The 23,016-nt window shown below is 37.2% G+C and carries 20 protein-coding genes; 3 read left to right on the top strand and 17 right to left on the bottom strand.

Translation table 11 applies throughout. The annotated features are described in order from the left end of the window. Positions 1-220: 220 nt before the first annotated feature. The 4 genes from I5818_RS04880 to I5818_RS04865 form a co-directional block, all read right to left on the bottom strand. Entirely contained in the window at positions 221-1,576 is a 1,356-nt protein-coding gene (locus tag I5818_RS04880; protein WP_058004922.1) for a 6-phospho-alpha-glucosidase, read from the bottom strand. A 1-nt stretch (position 1,577) separates the two neighbouring features. Continuing rightward, positions 1,578-3,146, bottom strand: a complete 1,569-nt coding sequence (locus tag I5818_RS04875; protein ID WP_078109787.1) for a PTS transporter subunit EIIC — start codon at positions 3,144-3,146, stop codon at positions 1,578-1,580. 140 nt (positions 3,147-3,286) lie between these two features. Then, a complete protein-coding gene (locus tag I5818_RS04870) occupies positions 3,287-4,087 on the bottom strand; it encodes a MurR/RpiR family transcriptional regulator (protein ID WP_058004920.1) in 801 nt (266 codons plus the stop codon). A gap of 56 nt (positions 4,088-4,143) precedes the next feature. After that, positions 4,144-5,022, bottom strand: coding sequence for a LysR family transcriptional regulator (locus I5818_RS04865; RefSeq protein ID WP_078109788.1), 879 nt, complete (start codon positions 5,020-5,022; stop codon positions 4,144-4,146). Positions 5,023-5,146: 124 nt separating this feature from the next. Between I5818_RS04865 and hutG the strand changes: the two genes are divergently transcribed. Both hutG and gltS read left to right on the top strand, forming a co-directional pair. After that, positions 5,147-6,103: a formimidoylglutamase gene (gene hutG / locus I5818_RS04860; RefSeq protein WP_078109789.1), complete on the top strand. Its 957-nt coding sequence runs from the start codon at positions 5,147-5,149 to the stop codon at positions 6,101-6,103. Between the two features lie 21 nt (positions 6,104-6,124). Next, entirely contained in the window at positions 6,125-7,327 is a 1,203-nt protein-coding gene (gene gltS / locus I5818_RS04855) for a sodium/glutamate symporter (RefSeq protein ID WP_078109790.1), read from the top strand. A gap of 218 nt (positions 7,328-7,545) precedes the next feature. On the opposite strand, the gene prpB is transcribed toward gltS, so the two are convergent. The 8 genes from prpB to I5818_RS04815 form a co-directional block, all read right to left on the bottom strand. Continuing rightward, entirely contained in the window at positions 7,546-8,451 is a 906-nt protein-coding gene (gene prpB, locus I5818_RS04850; RefSeq protein WP_078109791.1) for a methylisocitrate lyase, read from the bottom strand. A gap of 30 nt (positions 8,452-8,481) precedes the next feature. Continuing rightward, entirely contained in the window at positions 8,482-9,912 is a 1,431-nt protein-coding gene (locus I5818_RS04845; RefSeq protein ID WP_078109792.1) for a bifunctional 2-methylcitrate dehydratase/aconitate hydratase, read from the bottom strand. Between the two features lie 25 nt (positions 9,913-9,937). Next, positions 9,938-11,443, bottom strand: coding sequence for a tripartite tricarboxylate transporter permease (locus I5818_RS04840; RefSeq protein ID WP_139358110.1), 1,506 nt, complete (start codon positions 11,441-11,443; stop codon positions 9,938-9,940). A gap of 16 nt (positions 11,444-11,459) precedes the next feature. Continuing rightward, positions 11,460-11,903, bottom strand: coding sequence for a tripartite tricarboxylate transporter TctB family protein (locus I5818_RS04835; RefSeq protein ID WP_078109794.1), 444 nt, complete (start codon positions 11,901-11,903; stop codon positions 11,460-11,462). Positions 11,904-11,964: 61 nt separating this feature from the next. Further along, positions 11,965-12,969 (bottom strand): tripartite tricarboxylate transporter substrate binding protein, encoded by a 1,005-nt coding sequence (locus tag I5818_RS04830; protein WP_078109795.1) that lies wholly within the window; start codon positions 12,967-12,969, stop codon positions 11,965-11,967. A 134-nt stretch (positions 12,970-13,103) separates the two neighbouring features. Then, positions 13,104-13,781, bottom strand: a complete 678-nt coding sequence (locus I5818_RS04825; protein ID WP_078109796.1) for a response regulator — start codon at positions 13,779-13,781, stop codon at positions 13,104-13,106. Then, the gene (locus I5818_RS04820) at positions 13,778-15,388 is read right to left on the bottom strand and encodes an ATP-binding protein (protein WP_078109797.1); all 1,611 of its coding nucleotides are present in this window, start codon (positions 15,386-15,388) and stop codon (positions 13,778-13,780) included. Before I5818_RS04820 ends, I5818_RS04825 begins: the two co-directional genes overlap by 4 nt. A gap of 109 nt (positions 15,389-15,497) precedes the next feature. Next, complete coding sequence (locus I5818_RS04815) at positions 15,498-16,640, bottom strand: AbrB family transcriptional regulator (RefSeq protein WP_235849588.1); 1,143 nt, start codon at positions 16,638-16,640, stop codon at positions 15,498-15,500. Between the two features lie 173 nt (positions 16,641-16,813). On the opposite strand from I5818_RS04815, the gene I5818_RS04810 reads away from it, so the two are divergent. Beyond that, positions 16,814-17,689: a LysR family transcriptional regulator gene (locus I5818_RS04810; protein WP_078109798.1), complete on the top strand. Its 876-nt coding sequence runs from the start codon at positions 16,814-16,816 to the stop codon at positions 17,687-17,689. A gap of 205 nt (positions 17,690-17,894) precedes the next feature. Here I5818_RS04810 and I5818_RS04805 read toward each other — a convergent pair whose 3' ends face one another. The 5 genes from I5818_RS04805 to I5818_RS04785 form a co-directional block, all read right to left on the bottom strand. Then, positions 17,895-18,686, bottom strand: coding sequence for a 2-keto-4-pentenoate hydratase (locus tag I5818_RS04805; protein ID WP_078109799.1), 792 nt, complete (start codon positions 18,684-18,686; stop codon positions 17,895-17,897). Between the two features lie 2 nt (positions 18,687-18,688). Next, complete coding sequence (dmpG, locus tag I5818_RS04800; RefSeq protein ID WP_078109800.1) at positions 18,689-19,714, bottom strand: 4-hydroxy-2-oxovalerate aldolase; 1,026 nt, start codon at positions 19,712-19,714, stop codon at positions 18,689-18,691. Between the two features lie 20 nt (positions 19,715-19,734). Next, positions 19,735-20,628, bottom strand: coding sequence for an acetaldehyde dehydrogenase (acetylating) (locus I5818_RS04795; protein ID WP_078109801.1), 894 nt, complete (start codon positions 20,626-20,628; stop codon positions 19,735-19,737). Positions 20,629-20,676: 48 nt separating this feature from the next. Further along, positions 20,677-21,456, bottom strand: a complete 780-nt coding sequence (locus tag I5818_RS04790) for a 2-keto-4-pentenoate hydratase (protein ID WP_078109802.1) — start codon at positions 21,454-21,456, stop codon at positions 20,677-20,679. Positions 21,457-21,538: 82 nt separating this feature from the next. Beyond that, positions 21,539-23,014: an aldehyde dehydrogenase gene (locus tag I5818_RS04785; protein ID WP_411818871.1), complete on the bottom strand. Its 1,476-nt coding sequence runs from the start codon at positions 23,012-23,014 to the stop codon at positions 21,539-21,541. Positions 23,015-23,016: the final 2 nt, after the last annotated feature.

Genomic DNA, 23,016 nt, shown 5'->3' with positions numbered 1-23,016 from the left:
ATCATACTTATTTTAGTGGTAGGAAGTCTATATATTATAGAAAAAAGCCTTATAGGAAAAGGCCGTTTTCGTATAGTTTGTAGCTTTTCACAGTGAAAGAAGGGTGTAGCGTCTTCATCTGATCGTTACTCGTTAAAAACTTCACTTAAATAGCAACAATGTTTGAGAAAAGAGCCTAGGAAAAAGAAGTTCCAATAGAGGAACCTCTTTTGTATCACTCTTAAATCAAGACGCCTTCTTTATACTTTTTATTCAGTGTCGGCCAATATTCTTTATTAGCCTCAATTAAGTCATCCAACACCGCTTTAGCTACGCGTGCGGATGGGAATGTTTTATTTAGTGTAAATGCTTGTAATGCCTTTTCATAAGAACCTTCTGTAATAGCCTCAACCAAGATTTTTTCAGATGCTAACTGTTGTTCAATCATTGCCTGATGGAAATAAGGAATTTCTCCTACATATTCTGGAACAGGCCCTTTACTTGTAATTAAGCATGGAACCTCAACCATCGCATTAGCCGGTAAGTTTGGAATGGTTCCGTTATTTTCTACCATTACAAGATATCTCTTTGCTAAGTTTTTTGCAAGTGAAACGGTTACATCTACAATAAAGATTCCATGGACACCTACATGAAACTCATCAGCTAAAACTCCAGTTTCTTCATAATTCTTAACTGTTTCAAACAATGATTTCTCGCGACCATCCATCACTTCATTTGCTCGTGTATATTCCTTATTCGATGTTTCGACGATATAATCTGGGAAGAAGTAATATTGTAAATATGGATTTGGAATATAATCTGGGAAGTAATCCATTATTAATTTAATATTTTTAAAGGTTTTAATCCATGATGAATCTGCATGACGATAATCAATTTTCGAAACATCCTCTGTCAATAATCCATATTGATAGATATGCTCCCGTAATTCTGGAAGACGATCTACTCCGTCTACTTTCACTTTCGTAAACCACCCAAAATGATTTAATCCGAAATAATCCACCTCTAGCTCTTCTCTCTCGACACCAAGAATGGCACTCATATTGCGCATTGTAGCAACTGGCATATCGCAAATATTGATGACTCTAGCATGTGGTCTTAATTTACGAACACCTTCCGCAACGATGGAGGCTGGGTTAGAGTAATTCACAATCCAACAAGAAGGCTTAGCATATTTTTCAACAAAATCGATTAACTCAACCATTGGGAAAATCGTTCTTAATCCATAGGCTAATCCACCAGGTCCACATGTTTCTTGACCGACAACATTGTGGGAAAGGGGAATCTTTTCATCAAGCTCTCTCATTGCATATTTCCCCACCCTCATTTGGGCAAAAACAAAATCTACATCATCGAAGGCAACTTGTGGATCTGTTGTTTCCACTATATTGATACGATCAGTATATTCAGAAATGACTGCTTTGGCAGCAATTACTACCTTTGATTGACGCTCCCCATCAATATCGTAAAATCTTAATTCAGATAACGGTAAATCTTCTAATCTATCCATTAAACTTCTTACAATTCCAGGAGTATACGTACTACCGCCACCAGCTATCGCTAATTTATATGTTTTCATCTTATATTCCTCCTAAGCTACTATCTACTTGATCCCGAACAGATTTAACATTTAATCCGTAAACAACCTGAACATTATTACCAGACTTGATCACACCTTTTGAACCTGTTTGTTTCAATAGGTTTTCGTCCACAATATCTGGATTTTTCAATACAAGCCTTAATCTTGTATAGCAATTATCAACGTTCTCGATATTTTCACTTCCACCCAAAGCAGTAATAATTGTCTGCCCAACTGGAGAAGAATTCTGATCTTTGTCTGTTCCCTGTTTCGTTGTTTGAACAGGAACCTGCTCTACTACAACTTCTGTATCATCTTCACGCCCCGGTGTCTTTAAGTTCAACTTTAAAATTAAGAAGCGGAATATAATGAAGTAAAGTGCAAACATAAACAATCCGACTAATATAAACATCGGCCAATTGGATTTTGTTGTTCCTAATGGCAGGTTATAAAGTAAGAAATCAATAAAACCATTTGCCCCAATTGCATGGACACCTAACAGACTTAACAGCATCATACCTGTACCAGCTAAAACCGCATGAACAACGAATAATACAGGAGCCACGAACATGAACGCAAATTCGATTGGTTCCGTTACACCCAATAAGAAGGAAGTAATCGCAGCAGGTAATAAAACTGCTTTCGCCATTGATTTTTTACCTTTTTTAGCTGTTACATACATCGCTACTGCAGCACCCATTAATCCAAACATTTTACTTAATCCACGTGCATCCCAGTTTACAGTGCTGCTTAACACTGGAATACTTTTATCTGCCATTTCAGCAAAGTAAATATTTCTTGCCCCATAGACTATATCTTTACCTATCTGTTCTGTTCCACCTAATTCTGTATATAAAAATGGTGTATATACAAGATGATGCAGACCAGTAGGGATTAAAATTCGTTCTAGGAAGCCATATACTAAGAAGCCAAAAGACCCTAGGCTTTTAATACCAATGGCTAATGCCGTAATTCCATTTTGAACAAATGGCCAAAATTCAGCGGCCAATACACCTAAAATCATCGCACTTGGAATGGCCAGAATAGCAACGAAACGATGACCAGAATAAATTTGCATAACGCCTTTAAATTTCGTATCACAATATTTATTGTGTAAAACCCCTACCAAAGCCCCGATTAAAATACCTGAAAATACACCCATTTCAAGCACTTGAACATTCAATACCATTGCTTGCCCAGAAGATTGCATAGACTCAGTTGGCACTAAACGATCTGCTAATTTCAGTACTTGATGCATGGCATTGATAAAAATAACGAAAGAAACTAAGCCAGTTAAAGCCGCATACCCTTTATCCTTTTTCGCTAATCCGATTGGAATCCCAACGGCGAAAACAAGGGCCAGGTTTTGAAGAATCGATACGGCCGATCCCGAAATAAACTGTCCAATATTCTGTACAAATGGATGTTTTAAAAATGGAATATATTCTGCTAAGTTCCCATTTCCAAATACATTACCAAAGGCTATAAACAGCCCTATAATCGGTAAAAGTAATATAGGTGCAAATAATGATTTTCCAAAAAGTTGAAGACCATTCAAGACCCTTTTCATTCGCAACCTTCCTTTCAACAAGTAAACGCTATCAATTACATTCACAGTATAATGCCGTTTTCCTACTCACGAAAGGGAAAACGGCGATTCTGTACAATGTGAACAAATATCGTAACATGTTACATCTCATTAATAGCTATTTAAAATTCAGTGATAATTCCTTGTTTAATCGCTAAAGTTAGAATGATATCAATAAGCATAAACATGTTTGATTCATAGGAAGTCACTTGAAATTCTTGTTGTGACTCGATCGTTGGGTCTAATACTTGAAAAACAATATCAGCAAGTTGAGCTGTTGTGCTCTTATTATTTCCAGTAAATAGGACCGTCTTCAATCCATTATCCTTTGCGATTTTTACTTTTTCTATTACTTTATTTGTTTCACCAGACCGCGAAAAGACAATTAATAAATTGTATTTTTGAATATTATTAAAAAATAATGCCCTGCTATCACTAGTAGAGGCATTCGAAACATAATAACCAAATAACTCTAGCTTCTTCGCTAAATAATCGGAAAATATTGTAGAAAACCCTGCCCCATAGAAATAAATCTTTCTATGCTTTTCGATTTCATGTAAAAAAGCTTGAATATGGGTTTCATCAATCGAATGAAAGGTTAAATGGTAATTTTGAATAAACTCTGATACTTTATCCTCCAAAGGTTGATGAATACCCACAACAGATTCCGAAATATGTTCAGGTAAATTAGAAACCTTTAATCCTAAATGATAAATAAATTCACTATACCCGCTGAATCCAAGCTTTTTACAAAGCCTAATAATCGAGGTTGTCGAAACAAACAACTCATCCGCAGCCTTACGAATACTTAACGGACCACCAACAAATCTCTTCTCAATAAGAAAAGCAAGAATATCCCTCTCCGATTGATTTAACTCCTTATCATTCACATAGTCTAAAAAAATCTTTTCTGAACGTTCCATATGTTCTCCTCTCTTTGGGACAAAGGGTCGGTTCTGTTGTCCCACCAGTTATTACTTTAAAAAAATCTCTCCACCCTTCCCATTAATTCATGCACTGCTGGAGAAAGATACCGATCTTTTAAATATGCAAGGTAAACCGTCCGTTTTAAAAAATTCGAGTGTATCGTATGAGTAGCAATTTTTGATGTATGGATATGCTTGATATAGCTTTCCGGCAAAAATGTGATTCCTAAACCTTGTTCAATTAAACTACAGGCTGTTTCGAAACGCTCGATTTCATACATGACCTTAGGGGTTACTTGTTCATTTGCAAATGCTTGTAATACATTTTCTCTCGTTTGAAATCCCGTAGAGCAGATAATAAAATCTCGGTTTGCTAAGTCTGGAATGGTAATCCGTTCCTTTGTATTCAACTCATCCTCTTCATGTGTTAAGAGAATGAACCGCTCATCATAGATGGGATTAAGTTGAATTTCCTCATGACTGAGAGGCTGATTCGTTACGGCAAAATGAATGTCATAGTCGATAAGGGATTGAATAACCTGTCTCTCCCCTAATATTTCCTTTAGCTTAAATTCTATTTTAGGAAAGCTTTTTTTAAACTTTTTAATCACTTTAGGAAACCAAAACATCGATGATTCAATTAATCCAATACTAATTTTCCCATTACCAATTTGCTTTACTTCTTCAAGCTCTTTATGAGTATTTTCTAGCGATCTTATTAGCTCTTCAGCCCTAAAAAAATAAATTTGCCCAGCATCCGTTAATGAAAGACCCCGAGTATTCCGCTCCAATAGCTTGATCCCAACCTCTTTCTCTAGTTTCATTATTGCATTACTTAAAGATGGCTGTGATATATGTAAAAGTTTCGCAGCCTTTGAGAAGCTTTGTTCCTTAACAACTGTTATGAAATACCTTAGTTGACGGATCTCCATGTTCTCCTCCTCACTTATAGTTTTAAACTATAAATCTATTATTATTATGTATTAGTAATTATAAATGAAAGCGGTTATAATTGGTATATAGATATAATTCTGAATTTTAATAGGAGTGAGACATATGTATATTCAGCCTTCTTCCGATCACTGGAATGGTAGAGTCGATAGTCACACTGATCCACTTAGTTTCCGTCTACACCAACAGGTTAAATTAGATACACCTTCCTCCCTTTCCACCGCTTCAAAAGGACAGAAAATCTTTGGATTGATTGGCTTTAGTTGTGATGAAGGAGTTAGACGTAATCAAGGACGCTTAGGCGCTGCCAAAGCCCCTAATCTACTTAAACAAGCTCTTGCGAAGTTGCCTTGGCATCTTTCCCCTTCAACAACTGTAGTTGATGTAGGGACGATTCAATGCGAAGAGGATCAGCTTGAAAAGGCGCAAAGTGAACTAGGACAAGCAGCCACCGTCCTCTATCGTAAAGGTATTACCCCAATTATCCTTGGTGGCGGCCATGAAACCTTCTATGGACATTATTTAGGTGCAAGAAACTATCTCGGCCCCGATGAAACATTAGGAATCATTAATATTGATGCCCACTTTGATATGAGGCCATATGATAAGACAACCTCCTCTGGTACAATGTTTAAGCAAATTTTAGATGCTGATTCAAAATCCAGCTACCTGTGTGTGGGCATTCAACAGCAAGGAAACACAAAAGCACTTTTTGAAACAGCCAAAAAGTATCATGTCAAACATATCACTGAAGAAGAGGTAACATCCGAACTGGATCTCTCTTTAGGAAAAATTAATGATTTTATCAATCAACATGACAGAATCATTCTAACTTTATGTACGGATGTAATTAGTGCAGCCTATGCTCCAGGAGTTAGTGCACCATCCCCATTTGGACTGCATCCCAAAACAGTAAGAGATTTAATTAGACATATTGTTGCGAAAGAAAAGGTTCTTTCCTTCGATGTTTCAGAAGTAAACCCTGTTGTTGATGAGAATAATAAAACCGTGACATTAGCGGCACAATTAATCAATGAATCTCTCATTCACTTTCACGAATAACATTAAAATTGGAGGGATAGTATGAACTTGGAATTAAATCAAATTACCACTATCTTTCTAGCTGTAGCTTTACTAATGCTAGGAGGACTACTAATAAAAAAGATAAACTTCTTAAAAAAGTTCTGTATACCAGCCCCTGTTGTAGGTGGACTCTTATTTGCCATTCTCGTTACGATTTTAAGACAAACAGGACTAATGAAAATCACCTTAGATACTTCTTTACAAAGCCTATTCATGTTGACATTCTTTACCACAGTCGGTTTAGGTGCAAGCTTTAAGCTAGTGAAACTTGGGGGTAAGCTACTGGTTATTTACTGGTTAGCTTGTGGCGTCTTAGCTTTGTGCCAAAATCTTATTGGTATATCATTGGCAAAGGTTCTTGGAATTGAACCGTTATTAGGAATAATGATTGGTGCAGTATCCATGGAAGGAGGTCATGGTGCAGCAACAGCATTCGGTGGAACTATCGAGGGACTAGGGGTCAATTCTGCCTTATCTGTAGGACTTGCAGCTGCAACATTCGGTCTTATTGCTGGAGGATTAGTAGGTGGGCCAACCGTAAAATATTTAATCTCAAAATATAATCTTAAACCAACTGAGGTTGATGCTAATGATGAAGTAGCAGCAGCAATGGATGCTAATTCTGAATCAAATGGGATTCACTCGAAGAAATTTATTGCCCAAATTCTCATCATTACGTTCTGTATGGCGGCAGGTTCTTATCTAGGGGAATTATTCTCCAATGCAACAGGCTTCGTATTACCAAACTATGTGGGTGCAATGTTTGTCGCTGTGATTGTTCGGAACATTATCGATAAAGTAAACAATGAAGTAATTGATATGACCAGTATCAATCTAATTGGTGATGTAACATTAGGAATCTTCCTTTCCATGGCGCTAATGAGCATTCAATTATGGGAATTAACAGGACTTGCCTTACCAATGGTCATCATCGTTTTTGTCCAAGTTATTTTCATTGTCCTTTTAGGTATCTTTGTTCTATTTAAATTACTTGGAAAAAACTACGATGCCGCTGTAATGGTTGGTGGCTTTACTGGACACGGACTAGGTGCAACCCCTAATGCTATGGCCAATATGTCCGCCATTACTGAACAATTCGGTCCATCACGTAAAGCATTTCTAGTTGTTCCAATTGTTGGTGCGTTCTTAATTGATGTATTTGCCATGCCGATTATCATAACAAGTATTAATTTATTTAAATAAGGCTCTTTTCTCAAACATTGTCGCGATTTAGGTAACGTTTTAACTAAATAAAAATAGGTTAATGACCAAAAAACCATTTCCACTTGGAAAAGAGCTGCAAACTCTATCAGATCCGCTGCTGTAAAAGCCAGCAGTAAGGTTTTTACAAAAGCAGAAAATAGTCTTAAATAAAGAAAGTGTGGGATTCTTATCCCACACTTTCTTTACTTTTCATCTAATTAATCTTCAGAGAGGATTGTTTGAGCAATTTTTTCATCTAGCTTTTCAAATTCAAAATATTGTATCGTATCATAAAGGTCTTTCCTTGTTTGCATCGCGTTTATGGAATTCCTTTGTGTCCCATCTTTCAATATATTAGTAAAGACCTGTTCAATCGCCTTGGCCGCTACCCTTAGTGATGTTACGGGATAGATCACCATACTGTATCCAAAGTCTTCAAATTCCATCGCTGTATAGTAGGGAGTTTTACCAAACTCAGTCATATTCGCTAATAAAGGAATTTGAAGTGAATGTTTAACTTTTGTAAACTCTTCTTCTGTTGCCAATGCTTCTGGAAAAATTGCATCAGCACCTGCTTCAATATAAGCATTTGCCCTTTCAATTAAACGATCGATCCCTTCAACTGAAGCTGCATCACTTCTTGCGATAATAACTAGAGAGGGAGCTACTTCTTTAATGATTTTAATTTTTTGAACCATTTCCTCGATGCTTACTAATTTCTTTCCATTCAGATGACCACATTTCTTTGGTAATTCTTGATCTTCAATTTGAATGGCAGCCACTCTGGATTCAACCATTTCTCTTGCGGTTCTCGCCGTATTTAAAATCCCTCCAAACCCTGTATCAATATCAACAAGTAGTGGTAAGTTTGAGGCACGAATAATATCTTTCGCACGAGCAGCCAATTCCTCAGAATGAATCATTCCTAAATCAGGCAAACCTCTGCTGGCAGTATAAGCTGCTCCAGATAAATAAAGCACCTTAAATCCAATTTTCTTAGCAATTAGTGAACTTAGTCCATCATATGCACCAGGAATTTGTAAAATAGATGGTTCTAGCATTTGTTTACGAAATCGATCTGAAAGCTCTTGCTGACTTAATTCTTGATCTATTAACCATGACATCCATAATCCCTTCTTTCAATGTTTAACAAATTAGATCAATAGCTTACTTATAAATTCATCTACCTGATAATCAATCAACACCGATGAATCCATACAGATGCTCATAATCTCTTGAACTTGTTTTACGGGAAAGCAGGTTTCCAAGTTATCCTGAAATTTCTTAATTAGTAAGGGAACTCCCTCATCCCTTCTAAACGGATGTCCAATTGGATATTGACATTCAATTTTTTCACTAACTGATCCATCCTTAAAATAAATTTGCACAGCATTAGCAATCGAACGAAGATTTGGATCTAAATAATCAATACTATATTGTTTATTTTCGACGATCTCCATTTTTTCACGTAGTTGATCAATCCGTTGATCCTGTGCTGTTTCATCTTCATAATGATCAGCGTTTATCGTTCCATATATTAGTCCTATTGCCGTAATATATTGAAGACAATGATCTCTGTCAGCAGGATTATGTAGCGGTCCCTTCTTATCTAAAATACGAACCGCCGATTCTTGAGTATCAATGACAATTCTATTTACCTCAACCAGTCGATCTCTCACAATCGGATGCAATCGAATCGCACATTCAGCAGCCGTTTGCGCGTGAAATTCTGCCGGATAGGAAATTTTAAATAAAATATTCTCCATAACATAAGAATCAAGTGTTCGGCTAAGGGTTATCTCTTTTCCATCAAATAACACATCCTGAAATCCCCAATGAGGGGCAGAGAGTGCTGTCGAATAACCCATTTCTCCCTTTAATGCCATAAAAGCTAATCGAACACCTCTACTTGTCGCATCACCTGCGGCCCAGGATTTCCGAGATCCCGTATTTGGAAAATGCCGGTATGTTCGCAAACTAGAATTATCAAGCCAAGCATTCGAAACTGCATTCATGATTTCTTCTTTTGTACCACCAAGCATACCAGTAACCACTGCGGTAGTAGCAATTTTAACAAATAACACATGATCCAGCCCCTGGCGATTTAAACTATTAGTCAGTGCTAGCACGCCTTGTATTTCATGGGCTTTAACCATCGCTACAAGAATATCCCTCATCTTCAAAGCCCGTTTCCGAGTTCTGCTAAGGTAATCAGCTACCGCTAGTATCCCCCCAAGATTATCAGAAGGGTGTCCCCACTCAGCAGCTAACCATGTATCATTATAGTCTAGCCATCGAATCATACACCCGATATTAAACGCAGCATGGACAGGATCTAATTCAAATGAAGTACCAGGTACACGACTTCCATTAGGAACTATGGTTCCAGGTACTATTGGCCCCAGATGCTTTGTACATTCCGGATACCTTAAAGCCAAAAAACCACAGCCTAAGCTATCGATTAAAACATATCGAGCAGTCTCCAAAGCAACTTCACTTGTAATCTCTTTATCTAAAACATAATTAGCGATCGTCTCAAAAACTGAATCAACGGTTTTAGCTTTTACAGAGTTTAATTCCTTCATATTCAATTACCCCTTCCTATTATGATTAGGCACTCTGCTGTGATGACTGATTATCTTCTTTTTTCCTTTTCCATGTTTTTAAAATCGGTAATAGAAATGCTAAAAGTGCAATGATTAAAAGTACACAGGAAATTGGATTAGTAAAGAAGATTGCTAGACTTCCATTTGAAATCGTTAAGGATTGGCGGAAAGATTGTTCCATCATTCCCCCTAAAATAAATGCTAATAGGAGTGGTGCGGCAGGAAAATGAAATAATCTCATCACATAACCAATGATTCCAAATAGTAGAAGTAAAAACATATCAAAGGTATTAAAACTCACTCCGTATACACCAATTAAGCAAAACACAATCACTAAAGGAATGAGCATTGGACGAGGAACCTTTAAAATCTTTGATATATATGGGATTAAAGGTAGATTCAATATTAATAGGAAAATATTCCCGATATACATACTTATAATAACTCCCCAAAAAATATCGGGATGATCTCCAATTAATAATGGACCTGGTTGCACCCCTAACACCATTAATGCACCTAGCATCACAGCCGTTGTCCCTGAACCAGGTATCCCTAAACTTAGTAATGGGACAAAAGCACCGCCAGATGCAGCATTATTAGCAGACTCAGGTGCTGCGATTCCTTTTATTGCACCTTTCCCAAATTGTTCTGGGTTCTTACTCATCTTTTTTTCGGAAACATATGCAAGCAGTGAGGCGATCGTTCCCCCTGCACCTGGTAATACGCCAATGAGGAATCCTAAAAAGGATTGTTTCCCGGCTGTTGTAGACATTTCACGAAATTCTTGTTTCGATAATCGTAAACTACCAATTTTATTCGTGTCTGTCCCTTTTTCCTTTCGATTAATAATCAATGAGCACACTTCTGCTAATGCAAATAAACCAAGAGCAATGACGAGGAAATCAATTCCTTCTAATAAATGCGCACTCCCAAATGTAAATCTTGGTGTTCCAGTCTGTGAATCAATTCCTATCGTTGCAATCATGAAGCCAATTGTGGCAGAAATTAGTGCTTTTATTGTTGATCCGTCGGACAAACTAGATACAGCTGTTAACCCCATTAGCATAAGTGCAAAATAGGCAGGTGGACCAAACGAAATAGCGACATTTGCTAGAGTAGGTGCTAAAAGAGTAAGTAAAATAACACTGATCGTACCACCTATAAAAGATGAAATGGCTGCGACTGCTAATGCCTTCCCAGCTTTCCCCTGCTTCGCCATTGGATAACCATCAAAGCTTGTTGCCACTGCCTCAGATGTACCAGGTGCATTTAATAGGATTGATGAAGCTGCTCCCCCATACGCTGCACCATAATAAACACCAGCCATCAATAACAGTGCTAAAGCTGGCACCATCCCATAAGTAATTGGAATCATGACCGCAATAGCCGTTATCGGTCCCAAACCAGGTATCATTCCAATAACTGTCCCAACGATAACACCAATTAATACGAAAAGAATTCCTTGAAAACTAAAGACCACTTCAATTCCTGCCAATATTCCATCAAACATCATTCATACCCCTTTCTTAAAAAGGCAATACACCACTTGGTAATTGAATTTGTAAAAATGATACAAATAAGAAATAGATCGCTACTGGTAAAACAATGGATACTAAGCTGTTGGATAAAAACTTTTTATAGCCGAGATACCAAGAGCAAAAAAAGATAAAAAGTGCTGTCACAATAATAAATCCTAGCAATTCAAGGAAAAGAATATAAAAAAAGATAAAGCCTAATACGATTAAAATCGGAATCAAATCATTCATTGGAATTTTTACTTTTTCCCCTGTATCCTTAATAAAAAATAAAGCGATGGACAGTAGTAATAAAATAAATCCTAAGGCAATCGGAATGACATCCGAATCAATCGGAACATAGGCATATGAAGGTAATCGAAAACTGAGAATTAGATAAATGATCGATACCACCATTAATCCAAGTGATACCTTTTTATTTTTTGTATTTAACATTCTAAACACACCACCTATGATAGAATGAGCCGATGCGGGAAACATCGACCCAATAATATTTTTACTTTGCTAGACCAAGTTCATCTAATAATGCCTTCATGCTTTTATTTTCTTCTTCCAAAAACTTTTGGTATTCCTCACTATCCATAAATTCTTCATCCCAGCCATATTTTTCTCTAATATCAGCCCATGCTGGGGAATCACTTAACTCTTTTAATTTTCCCTCATAATAGTTCAAAGCAGCTTTGTCCATATTAGGCGGTCCAAAAAATCCTCTCCAATTAATGAAAGTCGCATCAATTCCTTGCTCCTTCGCTGTTGGAAATTCTGAAATAATGTCCCCTTTCAGCCTTTCCTCTGATGTTATTCCCAAAACCTTAATCTTCCCAGCTTTCACCTGTTCGGCCGTCTCAGCAACTCCTGTTGAGAAAACATCGGCATTTCCATTTAGTAGAGAAGTTAAGGCTCCCCCATCTTGATCAGAAACATATTTAATTTTGGTAATATCTACACCTGCTGCCTTTGCAATTTTTACAAATTGGATATGGTCCATGCTTCCAGGTGAAGAACCACCAATAACTGTTACACTCGAAGGATCCTTTTTCATATCCTCAAATAAATCATTCAGACTATTCCATTTTGAATCCGCCTTGACAGCGAACGCTGCATAATCAGCAATTAAGTTTGCAATAGGAGTAAAATCTTTATAATCAAATTCTGATTGACCATTTAATGGAACAAGTAGCATCGGTGGCGAAGTAACAAAGAGATTATTAGAACTTCCCTTTTTAGAATGAATATAGGCCCATCCTACAGCTCCTCCTCCACCAGTCTTATTTACCACCCCCATTTTTTGATCAATTATTTTCTCCTCGCCTAGAACCTTGGCTGCCATTCTTGCTGTGGTATCCCAACCACCACCAGCCCCACTAGGAGCAACAATTTCAATCGTTTTACCTGGCTTCCAATCCTTTCCTCCCTTTGAAGATGAAGTGTTACTAGAACAAGCAGAGGTAATAACCAAGAAAAGTGCAAATACAACTAAAAAGAAAAAACGTTTCTTCAATTTCCCTTCTCCCCCTTTCTAAGCTTAAAAAAATCATAGTAAAGAAAAACCTTTTTGTAACCGTTTACAAAATAAATTAATAATAAAAAAATTGTGAACATTTTGTTCATAATGTTCACAATAAAATACTTAAATTATTTATTTACTAATCGATATTTCCTTTCTGGTCTGCCTACGATTCCATATTCTAGCTCTGCACTTCCCTCCCCAATTGAAGTCAAATATTCTAAATATCTTCGAGCGGTTGGCCTTGAGGCTCCCATTTTTTCACCCATTTCTTCCGCTGATACACCATTAGGGAAAATCTTTAAAATCCCTTTCACCTTTTGTAATGTTAGGGGATCAATTCCTTTCGGAAGATCCCTATTGGAATCATTCGAATCATTTTTAAAACCAAAATATTTATCTATTAGTTCTTGATTTAATTCGTTTGAGCTAAATAATTGATGTTTTCTTTTATAGTTTTCGATGGACTGCCTAAATCTTTCCATCGTCACAGGCTTAATAATATAATCCAATACACCTTGTCGAATAGCAGCTTCTACATAATTTTTTTCAAAAGCTGCCGAAATAATAATCACGTCGATATGTTCATAGTTGTTTCGTATTTCATTTAAGATCTCTGTCCCTAATTGATCGGGCATAAAAATATCTAATATAATTAAATCCACTCGATTATTTTTAAGAAATGCGAGGGTTTGTTCTCCGTTTAATGCTTTTCCAATCACACAAACATCCTCTATTTTCTTTAGGAATTGTTCATGAATAGCCGCTACTCTAAAATCGTCCTCTGAAATGATAACATTAATCACAAAGAATCCTCCTTTTCGCATTTAATCCATTTTGGAATAAAAATGGAGAATATCGTTCCTCCCTCTTTTTTTGCTTGTATTTCAATCGTTCCATTTAGCTCTTCTATAATTTCTTTTACAATACTTAATCCGTATCCCCGATTTTTTCCTTTTTTTGTTGTATATCCTCTATGAAAAATATGCTTAATATCCTCTACTCTAATTCCATTTCCGGTATCATCAATTTCGAACACAATATCATTTCCAACATCAGTAGTAAAAAAAGTGATTTCTTTTTTCGTACTCGTTGAAACCGCCTCAAAGGCATTGTCAATGATGTTTCCAAGAACAGAAATTAATTGAGCGAGACCAATTTGTTTCGGCAATGGTTGTAAAGAACTGGACGAATCAATCGTAAACTTTACTTTTTTTTCCGAGGCTTTCCCAATCTTACCAATAAGAATTGCTTGAACTTTTGAATCAACAATCTGTTGGAAAAGAATTTGATTTTGATTTCTATGTACTGCAGCCTCGTTTTGGATAAAAGATAATGCTTCATCGTATTGATGTAATTGGAGCATTCCTGATAAAACATAAAGTTTATTCGCAAATTCATGAGTTTGTGCCCGTAAATCCTCTGAATACTTCTTTACCTCTGATAGAGTATCTAACATCGCCTTAATTTCAGTTTTGTCCCGAAAACTAGCAACCACACCGACAATTCGCTCTTTATCCCGAATTGGGATCCGATTAACAATCACATGTTTTTCATTTAAAAGCATTTCTTTGTCATTTTCATGAATCCCAGTTTCCAGTACTCTATGCATTTTTGTATTTGGAATGATGGTTTCAATCGGAGTATGCAATGAATCTTTTTTGACTCCTAATATTTTTCGAGCAGAATCATTCATCATTGTAATATCGCCATTTGCATCTACAGCAATAATTCCTTCTTTGATAGATTGTAAGATAGCACTTCTTTCTCGATATAAGGAAGCAATTTCATGCGGTTCCAAGCCAAGAGTATCCCTTCGAATGTTTCGAGCTAATAGGACACCCCCTACACTGCCTAAAAATAATACAAATAGAGATATAAGTATAATTTTTAATAGTCGATTACTTATTACCTCTCTCACTTCTCTTTTCATAAAACCAACCGAGACAATTCCAATAATTTCACCCTTTTCATCAAGGATAGGAGCTTTCCCCCTAATGGAAGGCCCTAAAGAACCTACTGCTTCTGAAATATAATTCATTCCTTTTTTTAAGGCACGGTCATTATCTCCACCGACCATTTTTTTTCCGATTTTATTTTCGTCTGGATGGGAATACCGAATACTATCCTTATTACCAATAACAATAAACTCTGCCCCAACTTCATCAGAAATTTTTTTGGTAATGGGCTGAATGACTGTTGAAGGATGTTCAAGATTAAATGCTTCCTTCACTGTAGGCATTAACGAAACAGTGATCGCTACCTGCTTCGCCAACTGACCTATATGTTGCTCGGTACTTTTTGATTCAATGTATCCGTAAAACACTGTCAAAATCAAAATAACAAATAATAATAAGGCCGTAATTAAAACAACTACTTTTGTTTGAAGTGATACCGAAAAATATTTTTTCATCCCATCCCTCCCCTTTTTACTTACCAATTCTACTCTATTGTAAATCGGAAGCAGATGAGATTCTATATATTAGACTAATAATTCTAAACATTCAATTTAATATTTCGCTTTATGCCGATGTACGAGAACGTTCAATTTTGTGTGCTTCCCACCGTTTTAATAATCGAAAGACTGGAGGTAAAATGACCAGTACAACAACAATCCGAAGAACTTGAACAACTACTACAAATGTTGAATCTGCATTTAGAACAGCGGAGGTTGTAGTCATTTCAGCAATACCTCCCGGTGTAAATGCCAATACAGACGTAACTAAGGAAATGCCTGTTATGAGTGAAATAAAATACGCGCAAAAAAACAAAGAAAGAATTAGACCAATCGTTGTAAAAAATGAGACAACTAATGTTTTTGTCATGCCGACGATCATTTCCTTATAAAACCGAGAACCTATACTAGTAGCAATAAAAATTTGCGATAAAACCATCATACTAGGTGGCCACCATGCCTTTAAATCTGTATCAAACAAAACAGATCCCATTGTTTGAACACATCCTACACCTAGCATTCCACCTACGAGCCAAGGAGCTGGAAATCTCAAATACTTTCCAACATAATAACCGCCACATACGCCTACGATTAACAAGACCGTCCATAGAAGTTGGGTAATTTCAAAAGGAGAATGTGTCGTGGAAACTATTACATGGTTTACGGTGAGATCATTAGTAGAACGTGTCAACCAAATTGAAGCAAATAGCGGAATCATTAGAACAACTAAGAAAACACGCATGGTTTGTATAACTGTCACCACCATCGTGTTCGCTCCAACCTCTTCTGCAATGCTTGGCATTGCGCTTAACCCTCCAGGGGTTGCTCCAAAAAAACAGGTAATCATATCAAAATCAGTAAAGCGCCATAATATGAAACCAGATAAAAGTGAAAAGAGAATAGAGAGTAGAAGCATGGAAATAATACTTATCCAATTTGCTCTAAAGACTTCGATAAAGGATATATTTATTTTCTGTCCAAGCTCAATTGCTAGAAAGATCTGACCTAAATACATCCAAAAAGAAGGTAGCCCTTTTTGATGATTATGGTGATTGATCAGCTTTGGTTTATAAAAGGAAATCAATGCAGCTAAAAGAAGCGTTCCAATCATCCATCCTATTGAGAGATTTGTAAAGGAAAAAACAAATCCTCCCAAGCTACTAAGAAAAATAAAACAAATACTCCGAATAAAAAAATGACTCTTTTCCAATGTAGACCCTTCTTTCTTTATCAAGAGGTGTCATTTCATTTCTAAATAAAGTTGATAAAATTATTAGAATTATCAATACAATGAATGTAATATACATTTAGAGATTAATAAAATAGTAAATTTATATCATTACCCATCAAAAAAAATAATGGCTAAATTGGAGAAGATAACATATGGATGATCGTGATTGGCTCATATTACAAACCCTCTACAAAGAAAAAAACATTACAAAAGCAGCAAAAAGGCTATTCATATCTCAGCCTGCTCTAACCAATCGCTTGCAGCAAATTGAACAAGAATTTGCCGTCCAGATCGTCAACAGAGGAAGACGTGGTGTTCAATTTACCCCTCAAGGTGAATATTTAGCGAAATCCGCACATGAAGTGCTAATCAATATTCAAAAGATAAAAGAGAATGTGAGGAATATGGAAGGCAAAGTAACTGGAACCTTAAAATTAGGGGTATCAAACTTCTTCGCATACCACAAACTACCCGATTTGCTGAGAATCTTTAAAGATCACTACCCACTTATAGAGTTCAAAGTCACAACAGGACTTAGTGGAGATATTGCAAACTTAGTTCATAATGAAGAAATTCATATTGGTTTTCTAAAAGGAGATTATGGTTGGAAGGAAAAAAAGCATTTATTATTCGAAGAAAAAATCTGCATTGTCTCAAAGGAAAAGATAGATATTGAGCAGCTCCCACATCTACCAAGAATTGATTACCACACTGATTATCTTTTTAAAACACTAGTTGATCATTGGTGGGCAGAAAATTATTCGCAACCTCCTTTGATTAGTATCGAAGTCGATAAATCGGAAACCTGCAAGGAAATGGTAATCAATGGATTGGGATATGCCATTATGTCCAGCATGACGTTAGACGATATCGATGATCTTCACAAAATCGAAATCAAAACAAAGGACAACGAACCCATCTTACGAAAAACATGGATGTTCTATCACGAAGAATCCTTAAAATTAAGCATGGTCCATGCTTTTGTGCAATTTATTATGGAAATTGATTTTTATCATTTTGACAAGTGAAGAAATCATGAAAAAGCTATGCATTGGCACGACTTTGCTGATGATTCGCACGATCTCACCTCAGTTTCGCACAAGTTTGATGGCTATTCGCACGTTTTCAACCCAGTTTCGCACAAGTCTTTAATTAATAGACTATTAATATAAGAAACAGGACTTCCATCATCTCATGATGAAAGTCCTTTAGTAACAGAACGTCCCCTTTTCCTCATTTACAATACATAGACACACTGCCTAGGCCATCAAATTGTGCAATAATTGAATCTCCCGCTTTGAATGCAATGGCTTCAGACATCGCTCCACTTAATACAATGTCTCCTTTTTTAAGTCCCTTTCCTACAGCTGCCAGTTCATTCACCGCCCAAGCAATCGCAGTTGCTGGATGTCCAAGTACTGCAGCGCTTGAACCAGTTTGTTCAACTTTACCATTTTTAGACATAACCATGCCGATATTTCCTAAATCAATGTCATTCGGAGAAACCCATTTACTTCCTACAACAAATTTAGCAGACGAACAATTATCAGCCACTACGTCAACTAAAGTAAATCGGAAGTCTTTATAACGACTATCGATTACTTCGAGTGCAGGTGCTACATATTTCGTAGCTTTTATAACCTCCTCGGCAGTAATGTTTTCTCCTTGTAAGTCTTCCGCTAATAGAAAAGCAATTTCCGGTTCTACCTTCGGATGAATTAGTTCAGAAAAGTGGATTGGCTCCCATTCAAGTGCAAGCATATCATTATGTAGATAGCCATATATTGCTTGATTGACACCCATCATTTCCTGCTTCGCTTTACTTGTCAAACCTAATTTTACACCAACTGTTTTTGTACAGTTTTCATCCATTTTACGAGCAAGCAATCCTTCTTGTATGACATACGCTTCTTCAATTGTTAGATCCGTATATTCATCTGTTACTTTGATGACTTCCTTGGCATCACGTTCAGCAGCATATAAATAATCGATAATTTCCTTTTCTTTATTAGTCAGTAGAGTCATTCTTACGCCCTCACTTTACTGTTTTTTGCCAATTCGGCTGCTACATCCAGAATCATATCTTCCTGTCCACCAACTACCTTCATTTTCCCTAATTCTACTAAAATATCTCTTGGATCAATGCCAAATCTCTTACCTGCACGTTCTGCATGAAGTAGAAAACTAGAGTAGACACCCGCATACCCTAGGACGAGGCTACCCTTTTTAATTTCCTGACTACCGGGGATAATTGGACCAACAATATTTTCAGCAACATCCATCATCTTATATAAATCAATTCCAACATCGATTCCCATTCGCTCCAAAACCGCTACCAAAACCTCTGTTTGTGTATTTCCAGCTCCTGCTCCTAAACAACGAACACTACCATCAATACGTGTTGCCCCTTCTTCAATTGCTGTTATTGTATTAGCAACGGCAACAGATAAATTATTATGCCCATGGAATCCCACCTCAATATCTAATGCCTGACGAAGAGCTTTGATCCGTTCACGAACTTCAGTTGGTAATAGAGCACCCGCCGAATCGGTTACGTAAACTGCCTCTGCCCCGTAGCTTTCCATTAATTTTGCTTGCTCGACGAGTTTTTCCACAGGAACCGAATGGGCCATCATTAAAAATCCTAATGCCTCCATACCAAGTTCTCGCGCTTTGCTAATATGTTGGGCGGATACATCTGCTTCCGTAGCATGAGTAGCAATCCTTACTAATCGGGCACCTAGGTCCTTCGCCTGTTTCAACTCATTCATCGTTCCAATTCCTGGAATAAGCAACACAGCTATTTTTGAGTTTTTACATTCATCGACTGCTGCTTCGATTAAAGTCATTTCATCAACAAGTGATTTCCCATACTGTATGGTGGAACCACCTAAACCATCTCCATGACTTACTTCAATATAATGCATCCCTGCTTCATCCAAACCGCGTACTACGTTTCGCACTTGTTCTTCAGTAAACTGATGGGCAACCGCATGACTCCCGTCACGCAAACAAACTTCGGTTAGTTGTATTCGATCCGCACGTCCATTCATATAGCTAGCTCCTTCCTCTTTTATAATGATGTGTTAACCATATGATCTTTTTGCATCGAGAGAGCAAAATCTTCTGCAACTCGTACAGCCGCTGCTGCCATAATATCTAAATTTCCGGCGTACGCTGGAAAATAATCTCCCGCTCCTTCTACTTCAATAAAAACGGTAACACGGTTCCCATCAAATAACGGCTCTTGTTTTAAACGATAACCTGGAACATATTCATTTACTTTTTTAACCATCTCTAAAATGGATGCACGAATCGCTGACTCATCCATACTTTTCACTTCACAATAAACGGTATCACGCATTAATATCGGGGGATCAGCTGGATTTAAAATAATCAATGCTTTTCCTCGATCGGCACCACCTACTTCTTCTATTCCACGGCGTGTTGTAATGGTGAATTCGTCAATATTTGCTCGTGTCCCTGGACCTGCACTTAAGCTTGAAATCGTTGCAACAATCTCTCCGTAGCTGACATCAGCAACCCGATTTATCGCATGAACAATCGGTATAGTTGCTTGACCACCACAAGTAATCATATTTACATTATCTAGCTTTACATCACTTTGATATGTATTGACCGCTGGACAAAAGAAAGGACCTCTTGCTGCAGGTGTTAAATCAATTGCCATTATCCCCAATTCCTTTAATACCTTTGCATGTCGCACATGGGCTTTTGCAGATGTTGCATCAAAAACGATTTCTGCAATATCAGGATTTTCTATAATTCCATCAATCCCATTGGAAAAGATTTTATATCCTTTTTGCTCAGCACGTTTCAATCCATCCGACTTTTCATCAATACCAACCATGGCAGTTAATTCGATCAGTTCACTTCTTTCCAATTTATACATTAAATCCGTACCAATATTTCCGGATCCGATAATTGCAGCTTTGATTTTTCCCATTGCCATTCCCCTCCTTTAAAAATTTTGTATCAATCTTCTAAGCAACAATTATTCAAAATCCACAGTTACAGATCCAAGAGCACCGAAGTTTGCTTCAATCGTATCCCCACCAGTAACTACAACCGCTCCAGATAAGGCACCTGGTAAAATCAATTCATCCTTTTTTAGAGTAATCCCGAACTCATGTAATTTATTTGCAAGCCAAGCAATAGCGTTTGCAGGATGCCCAAGTGCTGCTGCACCTGCTCCTGTTGCAATCAACTCATTATTTTTAAATAAAACCATACTGTTCGTTCGTAGGTCGATACCACTTAGTTCCGTATATTTCTCGCCTACAACCACTTTTGCAGATGAACCATTATCAGCCACCGTATCTACTAATTTGATATTCCAATCTGCGATACGACTATCAATGATTTCAATGGTTGGTACTACATATTTTGTTGCCATCATCACATCAAGATAGGTAATATTAGGGCCTACTAAATCCTCCTTAAGAACAAAACCTATCTCTGCTTCAACCTTTGGAGAAATGAGCGAATCGATTTTGACTGTGGCACCATTTTCTACACGCATATCATCGAATAAATGCCCATAATCTGGTTCATTTACATTGAGCATTTTTTGCATTGCTGCACTTGTTAAGCCCACTTTTTTCCCAATAATTTTTTTCCCTTGTGCGAGCTTTAAATTCACGGTTTCCAATTGAATTCTATAAGCATCCTCCACCATTAACTGATCATCACGTTCTGTTAAGGCTGTTACAGCTTGTTTTGTTTCCTCAGCTTTTAACAACTCATTTGCAAAATCGATATTCTTAACTATCACTTGAAAGCCTCCCTTTTAGAAAAAGCAACAAAAGGCGAGCAAATGTCACCTTTCGTTCGTTTTTATTTTTGAGAAAAGAGCCTTATTTTTTTATGGTAATGGTTTTTGCTTCTGTATAAAAATCAAAGCTGTGTCGACCACCCTCACGACCAATTCCACTTGCCTTTGCACCCCCAAATGGTGTACGTAAATCACGGACATACCAGCAATTTACCCATAATAATCCGGAGTGAACCTGTGATGTTACTCTTTGTCCACGACGTAAATCATTCGTCCAAACTACACCAGCTAAACCATATATCGAATCATTAGCAATTTGGATTGCTTCCTCCTCAGTTTTAAACGGAATGATGACAGGCACAGGTCCGAAAATTTCTTCTTGTGCGACTCTCATTTTATTATTCACATCATAAAGTACAGTCGGCTCATAGAAATTTCCGTCTGGAAGATCAGCGATCGCTTTCCCTCCATGGGCAAGCTTTGCACCCTCTTTAAGTCCAATTTGTACGTATTCATCAACAGATTTCAAGTGACCTTTTGACACGAGCGCCCCCATATCTGTTGCTTCGTCCGTTGGATCGCCAACCTTGATTTTCTTTACAGCTGTCACAAATTTATCTAAAAATTGATCATATATACTCTCTTGAACGAGGATTCGTGAACCAGCTAAACAAATTTCACCTTGATTACGGAAGATTGCCTCAATCGAACCGGCTACCGCTTCATCTAAATCAGCATCTTCAAAAACAATATTCGCTGATTTCCCTCCAAGCTCTAATGAAACAGGAATTAAATGTTCGGCAGCATTACGCATCACTGTTTTTCCTGTATTTGACTCACCGACAAAAGAAATTCTACGTATAGAAGGATGTGTGGCCATTACTGTACCAACCGTACTTCCAGGACCCGTTAAAATATTTAGGACACCTGGAGGTAATCCAGCTTCATTCGCAATTTCTCCGAGCATTACTGCACTTAATGGCGTATAGGAGGCAGGTTTAACAACTACTGTATTCCCAGCAGCCAATGCAGCAGATGCTTTCCAAGTCATTTGCATAAATGGAAGATTCCAAGGAATGATTAAGCTGGTTACTCCAGCAGGTGTATATTGAACATAAGACATATGCTTGCTCATATCATAGTGCTCATGGACCATATATTTTGCCATTTCAGCAAAAAAGCGAAAGTTAGAAGCAGCACGCGGAATATCGAATCCTCGACTTTCTTTAATCGGTTTTCCAACATCAAGTGTTTCTACATAGGCTAGTTTATCAACATTTTTCATGATTAAATCTGCCATTCTACACAGTATGTTTGCTCTTTCCTCAACAGGCATATTACTCCAAACTCCACTTACAAATGTCTGGTGAGCCACATCAATGGCGATTTTTGTATCTTCTTTACCACCATTAGCTACAGTAGCTAGCTTTTTATTCGTGGCTGGATTAATTGTGTCAAAGGTCTCTCCTGAGAGTGCATCAACATACTCCCCATTTATGAATAGCTTTGCGTCCTGAATGACTGTTTTTTCAGCTACGATTCCTTTTGTCACTGTCATCC

Source organism: Heyndrickxia oleronia (assembly GCF_017809215.1).
Lineage (GTDB): Bacteria > Bacillota > Bacilli > Bacillales > Bacillaceae_C > Heyndrickxia > Heyndrickxia oleronia.
The sequence above is the reverse complement of the archived record's forward strand: the minus strand, read 5'-3'. Positions and strand labels throughout refer to the sequence as shown.

Coding starts and splice junctions, on each gene's coding strand:
- I5818_RS04805 (WP_078109799.1), bottom strand. CDS start 18,686: ATGACTCTACTGACTAATAAAGAAAAGGAAATTATCGATTATTTATAT.
- prpB (WP_078109791.1), bottom strand. CDS start 8,451: ATGTCATGGTTAATAGATCAAGAATTAAGTCAGCAAGAGCTTTCAGAT.
- I5818_RS04875 (WP_078109787.1), bottom strand. CDS start 3,146: ATGAAAAGGGTCTTGAATGGTCTTCAACTTTTTGGAAAATCATTATTT.
- I5818_RS04785 (WP_411818871.1), bottom strand. CDS start 23,014: ATGACAGTGACAAAAGGAATCGTAGCTGAAAAAACAGTCATTCAGGAC.
- gltS (WP_078109790.1), top strand. CDS start 6,125: ATGAACTTGGAATTAAATCAAATTACCACTATCTTTCTAGCTGTAGCT.
- I5818_RS04795 (WP_078109801.1), bottom strand. CDS start 20,628: ATGGGAAAAATCAAAGCTGCAATTATCGGATCCGGAAATATTGGTACG.
- I5818_RS04870 (WP_058004920.1), bottom strand. CDS start 4,087: ATGGAACGTTCAGAAAAGATTTTTTTAGACTATGTGAATGATAAGGAG.
- I5818_RS04865 (WP_078109788.1), bottom strand. CDS start 5,022: ATGGAGATCCGTCAACTAAGGTATTTCATAACAGTTGTTAAGGAACAA.
- I5818_RS04810 (WP_078109798.1), top strand. CDS start 16,814: ATGGATGATCGTGATTGGCTCATATTACAAACCCTCTACAAAGAAAAA.
- hutG (WP_078109789.1), top strand. CDS start 5,147: ATGTATATTCAGCCTTCTTCCGATCACTGGAATGGTAGAGTCGATAGT.
- I5818_RS04840 (WP_139358110.1), bottom strand. CDS start 11,443: ATGTTTGATGGAATATTGGCAGGAATTGAAGTGGTCTTTAGTTTTCAA.
- I5818_RS04845 (WP_078109792.1), bottom strand. CDS start 9,912: ATGAAGGAATTAAACTCTGTAAAAGCTAAAACCGTTGATTCAGTTTTT.
- I5818_RS04820 (WP_078109797.1), bottom strand. CDS start 15,388: ATGAAAAAATATTTTTCGGTATCACTTCAAACAAAAGTAGTTGTTTTA.
- dmpG (WP_078109800.1), bottom strand. CDS start 19,714: ATGAATGGACGTGCGGATCGAATACAACTAACCGAAGTTTGTTTGCGT.
- I5818_RS04880 (WP_058004922.1), bottom strand. CDS start 1,576: ATGAAAACATATAAATTAGCGATAGCTGGTGGCGGTAGTACGTATACT.
- I5818_RS04835 (WP_078109794.1), bottom strand. CDS start 11,903: ATGTTAAATACAAAAAATAAAAAGGTATCACTTGGATTAATGGTGGTA.